The following is a 14,856-nucleotide window of genomic DNA, read 5'->3' as shown; positions in this document are numbered from 1 at the left end:
AGCCAGCCGGGGTGGGGACGGGTCGGTGCGCACTCACGACGTGCCGAGTTCGTTGTCGATGAAGTCGAAGAGGTCGTCGTCGCTCGTCCCGTCCAGGCGTTCTTCGAACAGGTCGCTGTCGGGTGCCGCGCCGGCGCGCAGCTTGGCGAACAGGGCCTGGAGCCGGTCCAGGACCTCGGGCGCGGCGGGCGCGAGGGAGAGCGCCTGCTCCAGCCGGTCGATCTCGGCTAGCCCGCTGACCGCCGTCGGATCGTCGGCCGGGGCCAGCTCGCCGAGCAGGTGCCGGGCCACGGCCTGCGGGGTGGGGTAGTCGAACAGCAGGGTCGCCGGGAGCCGTAGTCCCGTCGCGGCGTTGAGGCGGTTGCGCAGTTCGACCGCGGTGAGCGAGTCGAAGCCGAGTTCCAGCAGGCCCCGTCCGGCTTCGACGGCGGCCGGGTCGGCGAAGCCCAGCACAGTGGCGGCCTGGACGCGGACGAGGTCGAGCAGGGTGCGCTCGCGGACGGCCGGGGACTGTCCGGCGAGGCGCTGCACCAGGGTTTCGGCGCCGCCGGTGCCGGCTTCGCGGCGGGCCGGCGGGCGGACCAGGCCGCGCAGGAGGGGCGGGTAGCCGCTCTCCGCCATCGCCGTCAGGTCCAGCCTGACCGGCAGGACCGCCGGTTGGTCGGCGGCCACCGCGAGGTCGAACAGGGCCGTGCCGTCCTGCGGGGAGAAGGCGAGGATGCCGCCGCGGGCGATGCGCCGCAGGTCGGCCTCGTCCAGGGCGCCGCTCATCCCGCCGGTGGTGGCCCACAGGCCCCAGTCGAGGGTGGCCGCTGGCAGCCCCCGGGCCCGGCGGCGGTGGGCCAGGGCGTCGAGGAAGGCGTTGGCCGCCGCGTAGTTGCCCTGGCCCATGCCGCCGAGGACGCCGGCGATCGAGGAGAACAGGACGAACGCCGACAGCTCCCGGTCGCGGGTGAGTTCGTCCAGATGCACGGCGGCGTCCACCTTCGGGCGCAGCACCCGGTGCAGGCGCTCGGGCGTCATCGCGCCGAGCACGCCGTCGTCGAGCAGTCCGGCGACGTGCACCACCCCGGTGAGCGGGTGTTGGGCGGGCAGGTCGGCGAGGAGGGCCGCCAGTTGTTCGCGTTCCGCGGCGTCGCAGGCGACGAGGTCGAGGTGGGCGCCGAGGCCGGCCAGTTCGGCCCGCAGTTCCGCGGCGCCCTCGGCTTCGGGGCCCCGGCGGCTGGTGAGCACCAGGCGTCGCACCCCGTGCGCGGCCACCAGGTGGCGGGCGATGTGCCGGCCGATCGCTCCGGTGCCGCCGGTGATCAGGACGGTGCCGCCGCGTTCCCAGACCGTTTCGACGGGTTCGGTGCGCGGGACCCGGGCCAGGCGGGCGCGGTGGGCCGTTCCGTCGCGCAGGGCCAGTTGGGGTTCGCCGGCCGCCAGGGCTCCCGGTAGGGCCGCCAGGGAGGCGGTGCTGTCGTCCAGGTCGACGACGGCGAAGCGGCCGGGGTGTTCGGTCTGGGCGGTGCGCAGCAGGCCCCACACCGCGGCGTGGGCCAGGTCCGGAACGTCCTGTTCCGGGGTGACGGCGACTCCGCCGCGGGTCACGAACAGCAGCAGGGAGCCGTTGAACCGGTCCTCGGCCAGCCACTGTTGGACGAGGCCGAGGGCGTACTCGGTGGCCTCGCGGACGGCGGTCGGTTCGTCCCGTCCGGTGGTCGCGGTGGTCACGGCGGTCGGGATCTGCGCCAGCACCACGGGCGGCGGCGTCGGTGTGGAGTCGGCGAGTTCGGTGAGGTCGGCGGCGGTGCGGGTGATGCCGGCGGCGGACCACCCTGCGCCGTCGCCGAGCACCACCCAGTCGGGGGCGGTCTCGGTCCGGGCGGGCCCGGCGGGCCATTCGACGCGGAACAGGTCCTCGTACGTGCCCCGGGACCGTTCGGCGCCGACCTGCTGCGCGGAGACGGGCCGCAGTTCCAGCGAGCGGATCGACGCCACCGGGTTGCCGAGCGGATCGGCGGCCAGCACCTCCACGGCGGACCGGCCGACGGGACGCAGCCGGATGCGCAGGGAGGTGGCGCCGGCGGCGTGCAGGCGCAGGCCGTTGAAGGAGAACGGCAGCCAGCTCTCGGTCGAGCCGGCGAGCACGCCGAAGGTCAGTGCGTGCAGGGCGCTGTCCAGCAGGGCCGGGTGCAGGGCGTAGCGGTGGGCGTCGGTGTGCTGGGCCTGCGGCAGGGAGGCTTCGGCGTACACCTCGTCGCCGCACCGCCAGGCGGCGTGCAACCCCTGGAACGCGGGGCCGTAGGCGAAACCGCCCTGGGCGAAGCGTTCGTAGAGGCCGTCGACGTCCAGCGGCTCGGCGTCCGCCGGCGGCCAGACCGTGAGGTCCTGGGCGCCTTGCGGGTCCCCGGTGGTGAGCAGGCCGCTGACGTGCCGGGTCCACGGCTGGTCGGGTACGTTCCTGGGCTGCGAGTGCACGGTGAAGGTGCGCGCCCCGTCGTCGCCGGGTGCGCCGACCGCGATCTGCACCTGCACCACGTCCTGCGGGGCGAGGGCGAGCGGTGCTTCGAGGAGCAGTTCCTCGATGCGGTCGCAGCCGGCCCGGTCGCCGGCGTGGACGGCGAGTTCGACGAACGCGGTCGCCGGGAACAGTGCGGTGCCGAGGATCGCGTGGTCGGCGAGCCAGGGGTGGCTACGGGTCGACAGCCGGGTGGTGAACAGGAACCCTTCGCCGTCCGGGAGTTCCACGGTGGTGCCCACCAGCGGGCGCCCCGATCCGGACGGGTCGGCGCCCGCCGGGTCCGCGGGTGCGGCGCTCGCCTCCAGCCAGTAGCTCTCGCGCTGGAAGGCGTACGTCGGCAGCGCCACATGGCCGCCGTCGGCGGCGGCCGGGAAGAAGTCCGCCCAGCGGACGTCGACGCCGAGGGTGTGCAGTTGGGCCAGGGCCGTCGCCACCGAGGTGGTCTCGTCGCGGTCCTTGCGCAGCAGCGGCACCAGAGCGCCCGGGTCGAGCTCGACGTCGTCCAGGCAGTCGCGGCCCATCGCGGTCAGCGACTGGTCGGGGCCCAGCTCGACGAAGCGGGTGGCGCCTTCTTCCGCCAGGGTACGCATGCCGTCGTGGAAGCGGACCGCCTCGCGCACCTGGGCGACCCAGTGGCCGGGGTCGGTCAGTTCCTCGGCGGTCGCGACCCGCCCGGTCAGGTTCGACACGACCGGGATGCGCGGAGCCCGGTAGTCGATGCCCTCCGCGACCCGGCGGAACTCGTCGAGCAGGCCGTCCATGTGCGGCGAGTGGAACGCGTGGCTGACGGTGAGCCGGCGGGTCTTGCCGCCGAGGTCCCGCCAGCGTGCGGCGACGTCGAGCACGGCCGGCTCGTCGCCCGACACCACGGTGGACGCCGGCCCGTTGACGGCGGCGACGGCGACCCGTCCCGGCACCCCGTCCAGCAGGGACCGGGTCTGTTCCGGCGAGGCGTTCAGGGCGACCATCGCCCCGCCCTGCGGCGCGCTCTGCATGAGGCGGCCACGGGCGGCCACCAGCCGCGCCGCGTCGGGCAGCGACAGCACGCCGGCGACGTGCGCGGCGGTGAGCTCGCCCACGGAGTGGCCGAGGAGCAGGCCCGGGGTGACGCCCCAGTGCTCCAACAGCCGGAACAGCGCCACTTCGAGGGCGAACAGCGCCGGTTGGGTGTACTCGGTGGTGTCCAGCAGTGCGGCGGCGGGGGAACCCTCGGCGGCGAACACCACCGCGTGGACGGGGTGGTCGAGCAGGACGTCGAGGTGCGCGCACACGGTGTCGAACGCGTCGGCGAAGACGGGGTGGGCGTCGTGGAGTTCACGGCCCATCCCCAGCCGCTGGCTGCCCTGCCCGGCGAAGAGGAAGGCCGTCCTGCCCTGCGTCGGCCGGCCCTGGACGACGCCCGGTGCGGTGCCGCCGGTGGCGATCGCCCGGAGCCCCGCGACCAGCGCGTCCCGGTCCTCGGGGTGCGGGGGCACCACGGCCGCCCGGTACTCGAAGGCGCTGCGGGTCGTCGCGAGGGCCCGCCCGGTGTCGGTGAGGGCCGGGGCGGGTTCCCGGGTGGCGTGGTCGATCAGTTGCTCGGCCTGGGCGCGCAGGGCCCGGTCGCTGCGCGCGGAGATCAGCCACGGGGCCGTCCGGTGCGTGCCCCGGTCCGGGGTCGGCGTCTCGTCGGGGACGTGCTCGATGACGGTGTGGGCGTTGGTGCCGCTGACGCCGAAGGAGGACACCGCGGCGCGGCGGGGACGGCCGGTCTCGGGCCAGGCGGTGTTCTCGGTCACCAGGTGCAAGGAGCCGGACGACCAGTCGACCAGCGGGGTGGGCCGGTCCACGTGCAGGGTGCGGGGCAGCGTGCCGTGCCGCATGGCCTCGACCATCTTGATGACGCCGCCGATGCCGGCGGCGGCCTGGGCGTGGCCGATGTTGGACTTCAGCGAGCCCAGCAGCAGCGGCCGGTCCGCGGGCCGGTCCGGCCCGTACACCGCGAGCAGCGCCTGCGCTTCGATCGGGTCGCCGAGCCGGGTGCCCGTGCCGTGCGCTTCGACGGCGTCGATGTCCGCCGGGGTCAGACCCGCGTTGGTGAGCGCCTGCCCGATGACGCGCTGCTGTGAGGGGCCGTTCGGGGCGGTGAGTCCGTTGCTGGCGCCGTCCTGGTTGACCGCGGAACCGCGGACCAGGGCGAGCACGGGGTGGCCGTGACGCCGTGCGTCCGACAGCCGTTCGAGCACCACCACGCCGGCTCCCTCGGCCCAGGCGGTGCCGTCCGCGGCGGCGGCGAACGGCTTGCACCGGCCGTCGGTGCTCAGTCCGCGTTGGCGGCTGAACTCGACGAACGAGCCGGGGGTGGACATCACGGCGACCCCGCCGGCGACCGCGATGGTGCACTCGCCGCCGCGCAGCGCCTGCGCCGCGAGGTGGATGGCGACCAGCGACGAGGAGCACGCGGTGTCCACGGTGATCGCCGGGCCCTCCATCCCCAGCGTGTAGGCGATCCGACCGGAAGCGACGCTGCCGGCGCTGCCGAGGCCGAGGTAGCCCTCCAGTTCTTCGGAGGGCTGCTGCACCCTGGCTCCGTAGTCGTGGTAGCTGGAGCCGACGAAGACGCCGCCCCGGCCGCCCTTGAGGGACAGCGGGTCGATCCCGGCCCGCTCGAACGCCTCCCAGGTGATTTCGAGTAGCAGCCGCTGCTGCGGGTCGATCGCCAGTGCTTCGCGCGGGGCGATGCCGAAGAACGCCGGGTCGAACTCGTCGGCGCGGTGCAGGAAGCCGCCCTCGCGGGTGTACGAGGTGCCCAGTTGCTCCGGGTCGGCGGAGTACAGCAGATCGAGGTCCCAGCCGCGGCCCCCGGGGAACGGCGAGATCGCGTCGGTGCCGTCGGCGACCAGTCGCCACAGGTCCTCGGGCGACTCCACGTCTCCGGGGTAGCGGCAGCTCATGGCGACGATGGCGATCGGGTCGTCCACCGGGGCGGTCGGGGCGGGTGTCGGCCGTGCCGCTTCGGTGCCCGCGGGAGCCGTGCCCAGCAGTTCGTTGAGGTGTCCGACCAGGGCGGTGACGGTGGGGTGGTCGAACGCCAGGGTCACCGACAGCCGGAGCCCGGTGGCGGAGGCGATCCGGTTGCGCAGGTCGACGGCGGTCAGCGAGTCGAAGCCGAGGCTCTGGAACGCGCGCCCGGGTTCGACGGCGGACGGGTCGTCGTGACCCAGCGTCTGGGCGACCTGGGTGCGCACCAGGGCGTGCAGTTCCTCGTCGCGTTCCGCGGCGGAGAGCCCGGTGAGGCGCCCGACGAACGAGGCGCCGCCGTCGCCGTCGCCGAGTCCGGAGTTCAGGAACGGCACGGCCTCGGGCAGGTCCCGCAGGGTGGTGTTGGGCCGCAGGGTGACGGAGGCCCGGGTGAACTGTTCCCAGTCGAAGCCGGAGACGACGAGTCGGGTCTCCCCCGCGGTCAGGGCGTCCTGGAGGGCGGTGAGCGCCAGTTCGGGTTCCATGGCCCGCAGGCCCGCGCCGACCAGCCGGTCCCGGGAGGAGGCGGCTGCGCTGTCGCCGGCCCACAGGCCCCAGGCGACGGAGGTGGCGGGCAGACCGAGCGCGCGCCGCTGCTCGGCCAGGGCGTCCAGGTAGGCGTTGGCCGCGGCGTAGCTGCCCTGACCGGTGCCCGGCAGGGTCGCGGCGAGGGAGGAGAACAGGACGAACGCACTCAGGTCGGCGTCGCGGGTGAGGGCGTCGAGGTGGGTGGCGGCCCGGGCCTTCGGGTCGAGGACCCGTACGGCCCGTTCGGGGGTGAGGTTGTCGAGGACTCCGTCGTCGAGCACACCGGCGGCGTGCACCACGGCCCGCAGCGGACGGTCGGCGGGCACGGCGTCGAGCAGTTCGGCCAGCGACGACCGGTCGGTGACGTCGCAGGCGGCGGCCACCGCCTCGGTGCCCAGCGCCGTCAGTTCGGCGATCAGGTCGGCCACGCCTGGGGCGTCCGGGCCCTTGCGGCTGGCGAGCACGATCCGGGGGGCGCCGGCCCGGGCGAGCCAGCGGGCGACGTGCGCGCCGAGCGCGCCGGTGCCGCCGGTGATCAGGGTGGTGCCCTCCGGGGTCCAGCCCGGTGCGCTGTCCGGGGCGGTCTGGGGGGTGGTGTGCGGGGCGGCGTGCACCAGACGGCGGGCGAAGACGCCGCTGGAGCGGACCGCCACCTGGTCCTCCCCGTCGAGGCCGGCGAGCACGCTCACCAGCCGGGCCAGGGCCCGGTCGTCGGGGTGCGCGGGCAGGTCGACTAGGCCGGCCCAGCGCTGCGGGTACTCCATGCCCGCGACCGCGCCGAGGCCCCAGACCATCGCCTGGTCGGCGCCGGTCACGGGGTCACCGCGGTGCACGGCCACCGCTTCGGTGGTGAGCGCCCACATCGGGGCGGTGACGCCGGCGTCGCCGAGTGCCTGCACCAGGGCGGTGGTCAGGGCCAGGGACGCGGGCAGGGCGGAGTCCGCGGAGTGCGGCGCGGTGGGGGCGAGCAGGGACAGCACCCCGTCGGGGGCGCCCGCGGCGGTGTATGCGGACAACCCGGCGGCGAGGGCCGCCCGGTCGTCGGTGCCGTCGGCGTCTGCGTCGACGGGGACGGTGACGGTGCGGGCGCCGTGCCGGGCCAGGGCGGCGGCGCAGGCGGTGACGAACGGTTCGGCGGCGGCAGCGGCGGGGACGACCAGCCACCAGGTGCCGGACAGCTCCGGGGGCCCGGCGGGGGCCTGGACCGGCGCCCAGGTGACCCGGTAGCGCCAGGTGTCGACGGTGCCCCGGTCACGGCGGTCGCGGTGCCACGAGGAGAGCGCCGGCAGCACGGCCTCCAGCGATTGCCGGGCCTGCTCGTCGGCGAGTTGCAGGGTGGTGGCGACGGTGGCGAGGTCCCCGTCCTCGACCGCCGTCCAGAAGCCGCGGTCCACGCTGCCGCTGTCGGACGGGCCGGCCTCTGCCTCGGCGGCCGGCGGCTGGATCCAGTAGCGGCCGTGTTCGAACGCGTACGTGGGCAGTTCGGTGCGCCGGCCGCCCGTGCCGTTGAGGGCGGCGTTCCAGTCCACCGGTACGCCGTGCGCGTGCAGGGTGCCCAGCGAGGTGAGCATCCGGGCGAGGCCGCCGTCCCCGGTGCGCAGGGTGCCGGTGACGCAGCCTTCGACGTCGGCGGCTTCCAGGGCCTGTTGCAGCCAGACGCCGAGGGCCTGATCGGGGCTGATCTCGACGAACACGGTGTGCCCGGTGTCGAGCAGCGAGGTGAGGGCCGCGCCGAAGGCCACCGGTTCGCGCAGGTTGCGGTACCAGTACGCGGCGTCGAGGGTGGTGGCGTCGACGGGGGCGCCGGCGACGGTGGAGCAGAACGCGATGTCCGCCGGGCGCGGCACGACCTCGGCGAACGCGGCGCGCAGTTCGTCCTGGAGGGCGTCGACCTGCGGCGAGTGGCCGGCGAAGTCGACGCCGGGCAGCGGCCAGCACATGATCCCCTCGTCCGCGAGGCGGTCACCGAGCTCCCGCAGCGCGGCCCGGTCGCCGGAGACGCTGACGGAGCCGGGGGCGTTGACCGCGGCGACGGAGAGCCGGTCGGCCCAGGGTGCGAGGTGTGCGCTGACCCGGTCGACGGACGCGGCGGCGAACAGCATCCCGCCGTGGCCGACCAGGGGCAGCAGGGCCTTGCTGCGCAGGGCGATGAGCCGTGCGCCGTCCTGGAGGGACAGCGCGCCGGCGACGACCGCCGCCGCCACCTCGCCCTGGGAGTGCCCGATGACGGCGTCCGGGCGCACGCCGTAGGACTGCCACACGGCGGCCAGTGACACCATCACCGAGAACAGCACGGGTTGGATCACGTCGACGCGGTCCCACTCGGCGCCCGCGCGCACCTCGTCCAGCAGCGACCAGTCGACGTGCGGGGACAGTGCCGCCTCGCACTGGGCCATCCGCTCCGCGAACACCGGGGACTCGTCCAGCAGTTCGCGGGCCATCCCGGCCCACTGCGGGCCCTGCCCGGGGAAGACGAACACGGTCCGGCCGGGCACGCCGACGAGGCCCTGGGCGAGGTGGTCGGCGGCCCGGTCCTGGGCGAGCGCGGTCAGGCCGGTGAGCAGGGCGGCGCGGTCGTGGCCGGCGACGACGGCGCGGTGTTCGAACGTGGTCCGGTCGTGCAGCAGGGAGTGGGCGACGTCCGCCGGGCGCAGCTCGGGGTGGTGCGTCAGGTGCGCGGCGAGCCGGTGGGCCTGGCCGCGCAGGGCCCCCGCGGTCCGCGCGGACAGCGGCCAGGCCACGGCCCGCTCGGGTCCGGCGGCGGGGTCTGGTTCGGCGGCCGGGTCCGGGTCCGGTTCGTCGGTCGGGGGCGCCTGTTCGATGATGACGTGGGCGTTGGTGCCGCTGAGGCCGAAGGAGGAGGCGCCCGCGCGGCGGGGACGGTCCTCGGCCGTCCACGGCCGGGCCTCGGTCAGCAGGGCGACGGCGCCGGAGGACCAGTCGACGTCCGGGGTCGGCTCCGCGCAGTGCAGGCTCTGCGGTAGCAGGTCGTGACGGAGCGCCTGGACGAGTTTGATGATCCCGGCGACGCCGGAGGCGGCCTGGGTGTGCCCGATATTCGACTTGACGGAGCCCAGGAGCAGCGGTCCGTCCGCGGGCCGGTCCTGTCCGTAGGTGGCCAGCAGCGCCTGCACTTCGATCGGGTCGCCGAGTCGGGTGCCGGTGCCGTGCGCCTCCACCACGTCGACCTCGGCGGCGGCGAGACCGGCGGCGGCGAGGGCGCTGCGGATGACCCGTTGCTGGGCGAGGCCGTTGGGGGCGGTGAGGCCGTTGCTGGCGCCGTCCTGGTTGACCGCGGAGCCGCGGATGACGGCCAGTACGGGGTGGCCGTGGCGGCGGGCGTCGGAGAGTCGTTCCAGGATCAGCACGCCGGCGCCCTCGGCGATGCCGAAGCCGTCGGCTCCGGCGCCGAAGGACTTGCAGCGGCCGTCGCGGGCCAGTCCGCGCTGGCGGCTGAAGCCGGTCAGCGACAGCGGCGCGCCGAGCACGGTGACACCGCCGGCCAGGGCCAGGTCGCATTCGCCGCTGCGCAGCGACTGGGCGGCCAGGTGCAGGGCGACCAGGGAGGAGGAGCAGGCCGTGTCGACGGTGACGGCGGGCCCTTCCAGACCGAGGCTGTAGGCGACCCGGCCGGACAGGACGCTGGTGGACACCCCGGCGATCAGGTGGCCCTCGATCTCCTCGGGCACCGCATGGCCGCCGTAGCCCTGGTAGGCGCCGCCGGCGAAGACTCCGGTGCGGGTGCCGCGGAGTGCCGCGGGGCTGATCCCGGCGCGCTCGACCGCCTCCCAGGAGATCTCCAGGAGCAGCCGTTGCTGGGGGTCCATGGCGAGCGCTTCGCGTGGGGAGATGCCGAAGAACGCGGCGTCGAACGCGGCGGCGTCGTGCAGGAAGCCGCCCTCCACGGTGTACGTGGTGCCGGGCCGGTCCGGGTCGGCGTCGTAGGCGAGGTCCCAGCCGCGGTCGGCGGGCAGTGCGGTGACGGCGTCGCCGCCCGCGACGAGCAGGTCCCACAGTTCGTCCGGGCTGGTGACGCCACCGGGGTAGCGGCAGGCCATGGCGACGAGGACGACCGGGTCGTCGTCGGTCGCGACGGTGACGGGCACCGGTGCGGCGGCGCTGGTCGAACCCAGCAGCAGTTCACCGACGTGGCGCCCGAGTGCGGTCGCCGAGGGGTAGTCGAAGATGACCGTGACCGGTAGCCGTAGTCCGGTCGCGGAGTTGAGCCGGTTGCGCATGTCGACGGCGGTCAGCGAGTCGAAGCCGAGGTCGCGGAAGGCCCGGTCGGGGTCGACCGCGGCGGCCGAGTCATGGCTGAGGACGTCCGCGGCGTGAGAGCGGACGAGGTCGGTCAGCATCCGGTCGCGGTCGGTCGGCGGGGCGTCGAGCAGACGGTTGCGCAGGACCGCGGCGGTGCCCTGTTCGTCGGCGTCGTTCGTCTCCTGGGCGGCGTCCAGGACCCGGCGCACCTCGGGCAGGTCGCCGATGAGGGGGCTGGGCCGCACCGAGGTGAAGACCGGGGCGAAGCGCGCCCAGTCGACGGCGGCGACGGCGGTGACGGTCTCGTCGTGGTCGAGTACGCCCTGGAACGCGGTGAGCGCCACGGCGGGCGACATGAACGGGACGCCGCGGCTGCGCAGTTGTTCCTCGGCGAGGTTCTCCGCCATGCCGCCGCCGTCGGCGGGGTCCCAGATGCCCCACACGACGGAGGTGGCGGGCAGACCGCGGCTGCGGCGCTGCTCGGCCAGGCCGTCCAGGTAGGCGTTGGCCGCCGCGTAGGCGCCGTGTTCGCCGCTGCCCCAGATCGCGGAGATGGAGGAGAACAGGACGAAGGCGTCCGGCGCCTGTTCGGTGAAGACGGCGTCGAGGTTGTCGGCGCCGGTGACCTTGGCGTGCAGGGTTTCGGCGAAGTGGTCGGGGTTCGTCTGCGCCAACGGCAGCAGTACCCCGGTGCCGGCGGCGTGGATGACGGTACGGATGTCGGCGCCGTCGCGGCGCACCCCGGCGACCAGTGCGGCGAGGGCTTCGCGGTCGGTGACGTCGCAGGGGGCGAGGTCGACCCGGGTGCCGCGCTCGGCGAGCTCGGTGACCAACTCGGCGGCTCCGGCGGCGGTGTCGGCGCGCCGGCTGACCAGGACGAGGTGGCGGGCGCCGCGCTCGGCGAGCCAGCGGGCGACCTGGAGGCCGACGCCGCCGGTGCCGCCGGTGATGAGGGTGGTGCCGTCGGGGCTCCAGGGGCGTGCGTCGGAGTCGTCGGCGTGCTCGGACCGCACCAGCCGACGCCCGTGGGTACCAGTGCTGCGGACGGCGACCTGGTCCTCGTCGTCGAGTCCGGCGAGGACCTGCCGCAGGCGGTCGGCGGTGCGCTCGTCGAGCGTGGCGGGCAGGTCGACGAGCCCGCCCCAGCGCTCGGGGTGTTCCAGTGCGGCGACCCGGCCGAGCCCCCAGATCAGGCTCTGGGCGGGGCTGGTGAGCGGGTCGGCGCCGGCGTCGACGGCCCCGGAGGTGGCCCACCACAGGCGGGCGGTGCACCCGGCGTCACCGAGGGCCTGCAGCAGCACCAGGCTGAGCGCGGTGCCGTCGGTCATCTGCGCGGCGCGCCGGTGCGGCGTCTCGTCCAGGGCGAGCAGCGACAGCACTCCGGTCACGGGTGCGGGTTGCTCGGCGAGCAGGTCGCTGAGGTGCGCGGTGAGCTTCGCCCGGTCGTCGTCGGTCGCGGTGAGCGGCACGGGGACGACGGTGACGCCGGCGGCGGTCAGCAGGTGCGCGCAGGCCGCGGGCAGCGGGTCGTCCTCGGTGGCCGCGGAGGTCACGAGCAGCCAGGTGCCGGTGGGGGCCGCACCGGGGCGCCCGGTGAGCGGTGTCCAGTCGGTGCGGTAGCGCCAGGAGTCTGCGGTGGCCCGTGCCTCGTGCTGGCGGCGCCAGGCGGCGAGCGCGGGCAGGACGGCGTCGACGGTGTCACCGGCGTCCAGGCCGAGGGCTGCGGTGAAGGCGGGCAGGTCCTTGTCGCCGACGATCTGCCAGAACGCGGCGTCGGCGGGGTGCTCGGCGGGGGCGTCGGCGGTTTCGCCGGGCGGGCGCTGGAGCCAGTACCAGCGGCGTTGGAAGGCGTAGGTGGGCAGTGCGGGCGCCCCGGTGGCCGCGTCGGGGAACAGGGCCCGCCAGTCGGGGGCCAGTCCGCGGGCGTACGCCTCGCCGAAGGAGGTCAGGAAGGTGGCGAGGCCGCCGCGGTCCCGACGGAGCGTGCCGACGGCGGCGGCGTCGATCCCGGCGGCGTCGGCGGTCTCCGCGATGCCGTAGGTGAGCACCGGGTGGGGGCTGGTCTCGACGAAGAACCCGTAGCCCTCGTCGAGCAGTGCGCGGGTGGCGTCGGCGAAGCGGACGGTGCTGCGCAGGTTGCGGTACCAGTAGTCGGCGTCCAGTTCCGCGGTGTCCGTGAAGGACACGTCCACGGTGGAGAAGAACGGCACCTCGCCGCTGCGCGGACGGATGTCGGCCAGCACGTCCAGCAGTTCGGCCCGGATCTGCTCCACGTGCGCGCAGTGGGAGGCGTAGTCGACGTCGATGCGGCGGACGCGGACGTCCTCGGCCTCGTAGTGGGCGATCAGTGCGTCGAGGGCGGTGTCGTCCCCGGCCACGACCGTGGCGGCGGCGCCGTTGACGGCGGCGACCGACAGCTGTCCCGGGCGGTCGGCGAGCGCCTGCTCGACCTGTTCACGCGGCAGCGCCACGGAGGCCATGCCGCCCTGGCCGGCGAGGGCCCGCAGCGCACGACTGCGCAACGCCACCACCCGCGCCCCGTCCTCCAACGACAAACCACCCGCCACCACCGCAGCCGCAATCTCCCCCTGCGAATGCCCCACCACCGCATCCGGCACCACACCGAACGAACCCCACAACTCCGCCAACGACACCATCACCGAAAACAGAACCGGCTGCACCACATCCACCCGATCCCACTGACCACCCCCACGCACCACCTCACCCAACGACCACCCCACGAACGGCCCCAAAGCCGCCTCACACTCCACCATCCGCGCCGCAAACACCGGCGACTCCTCCCACAACTCCCGCGCCATACCCACCCACTGCGAACCCTGACCCGGAAACACGAACACCGTCCGACCGGTGGCGACCGCGGTGCCGCGCACCAGGTGGGCGGCCTGTTGGTCGGCGGCGAGGGCGCGCAGCCCTTCCATGAGTCCGCCGGGTCCGTCACGGTCGGCGGCCACCACGACGGCGCGGTGTTCGAAGGCGGTGCGGGTGGTGGCGAGGGCCCGGGCCACCGCGCCGAGGTCCTGGGCCGGGGTGCCGTCCAGGTGGGCGAGCAGGGCGCGCGCCTGGGCGCTCAGGGCTTCCTCGGTGCGCGCGGAGACGACGTACGGCAGGGCTCCCGTCACCGGTGCGGCCGGTTCCCCGGTCGGGGTTTCGGGTTCGGGTGCCTGTTCCAGGACGACGTGCGCATTGGTGCCGCTGACGCCGAACGCGGAGACCGCCGCCCGGCGCGCCCGGTTCACCGGTGTCCAATCGCGCTGTTCGGTCAGCACCCGTACCGCGCCGGAGGCCCAGTCGACCTGGGGGGTGGGCTCGTCCACGTGCAGCGTGGCCGGCATCACCCCGTGCCGCAACGCCTCCACCATCTTGATCACACCGCCCACACCGGCGGCGGCCGAGGTGTGCCCGACGTTCGACTTCAACGACCCCAGCCACAACGGCCGCTCCGCCGCACGGCCTTGGCCGTACGTCGCCAACAACGCCTGCGCCTCGATCGGGTCACCCAACGAGGTTCCGGTGCCGTGGCCCTCCACCAGGTCCACGTCCGCCGTCGACAACCGCGCGTCCGCCAACGCCGCCCGGATCACCCGCTGCTGCGCCGGACCGTTCGGCGCCGTCAGACCGTTCGACGCACCGTCCTGGTTCACCGCCGAACCACGGATCACGGCCAACACCTGATGGCCGTTGGCCTCCGCGTCGGAGAGCCGTTCGAGGAGGATCATGCCGATGCCCTCGGACCAGATGGTGCCGTCGGCGGCGCCCGCGTACGCCTTGCAGCGCCCGTCGGGGGCGAGGGCCCGCTGCCGGCTGAACGACACGTACGCATCGGGGTCCGCGGTGATGGTGGCACCGCCGGTCAGCGCGAGGGAGCACTCCCCCGCCCGCAGCGACCGGACCGCCAGGTGCAGGGCGACCAGCGAGGAGGAGCAGGCGGTGTCCACGGTCAGCGCCGGCCCGGACAGGCCGAGCACGTAGGACAGCCGGCCGGAGATGACACTGCTGGTGGTGCCGGTGTGGAGCAGGCCCTCCACCTCGGGGACCCGGGCGCAGCCGGCGCCGTAGCCGCTCATCATCGAGCCGACGAAGACGCCCGTGGCGCTGCCCCGCAGTGCGGCCGGGACGATTCCGGCGCGCTCCAGCGTCTCCCATGCGGTCTCCAGGACCAGCCGCTGCTGCGGGTCCATGGCGAGCGCTTCGCGCGGCGAGATGCCGAAGAACGCCGGGTCGAACTCGCCCGCGTCGTCGAGGAATCCACCGCCCCGCGTGTACGAGGTCCCCGGGTGGTCCGGGTCGGGGTGGTAGAGCCCGTCGACGTCCCAGCCGCGGTTGCGCGGCCATTCGGTGATCGCGTCGATGCCGTCGTGCACCAGGTCCCAGAGCCGCTCGGGCGAATCGGCGCCGCCGGGGAAGCGGCAGCTCATCGCCACCACGGCGATGGGCTCGTGGCGGGTGTCCTGCTCCTCGCGCAGCCGGCGGCGGGCCTGGCCGAGGTCCGCGGTCGCACGGCGCAGGTACTCAAGGAGCTTGTCCTCGTTCGGCATCTGTCG

At 74.9% G+C, this 14,856-nt stretch carries 1 protein-coding gene; it reads right to left on the bottom strand.

Features of this window, described 5'->3' with window-relative positions; all coding sequences use genetic code 11:
• Window positions 1-33 precede the first annotated feature (33 nt).
• Window positions 34-14,850, bottom strand: coding sequence for a type I polyketide synthase (locus ACFV88_RS14290; RefSeq protein WP_385490224.1), 14,817 nt, complete (start codon window positions 14,848-14,850; stop codon window positions 34-36).
• Window positions 14,851-14,856 lie beyond the last annotated feature (6 nt).

It is taken from the genome of Streptomyces sp. NPDC059816 (genome assembly GCF_042732055.1).
GTDB lineage: Bacteria > Actinomycetota > Actinomycetes > Streptomycetales > Streptomycetaceae > Streptomyces.
Note: the sequence above shows the minus strand (reverse complement) of the source record. Positions and strands in the feature narration are given on the sequence as shown.

Excerpts from the sequence above, each read along its gene's own strand:
- ACFV88_RS14290 (WP_385490224.1), bottom strand. The coding sequence starts at position 14,850 with ATGCCGAACGAGGACAAGCTCCTTGAGTACCTGCGCCGTGCGACCGCG.